This window comes from Siminovitchia fortis, assembly GCF_003605365.2.
Lineage (GTDB): Bacteria > Bacillota > Bacilli > Bacillales > Bacillaceae_C > Siminovitchia > Siminovitchia fortis.
The window spans coordinates 1-315 of record NZ_QYTU02000122.1 but is presented as its reverse complement, the minus strand read 5'-3'; the positions used below and the strand labels follow the sequence as shown (position 1 = coordinate 315).

The following is a 315-nucleotide window of genomic DNA, read 5'->3' as shown; positions in this document are numbered from 1 at the left end:
GCCAGCAATCGCTCACTGGCTCAAGCAGCCTACCCGGGTTCAGTACGGGCCGTACCTTATGAACCCCTATTTGGCCTTGCTCCGGGTGGAGTTTACCGTGCCACGGACTGTTACCAGCCGCGCGGTGCGCTCTTACCGCACCCTTTCACCCTTACCTGATCCCGCTTGCGCGGGCCATCGGCGGTTTGCTCTCTGTTGCACTGGTCGTGGGTTTCCCCCCCAGGCGTTACCTGGCACCCTGCCCTATGGAGCCCGGACTTTCCTCCCCTCCGCCCGTCTCCCCCGAAGAGGACGACGACGAAGCGGCGACTGTCT

Annotated in this window: 1 other RNA gene; it reads right to left on the bottom strand. The window is 63.8% G+C overall.

Going from position 1 to position 315, the window contains the following annotated elements:
• Positions 1-314, bottom strand: an RNA gene (gene rnpB / locus D4N35_RS17940) — RNase P RNA component class A; the annotation flags it as partial.
• Position 315: the final 1 nt, after the last annotated feature.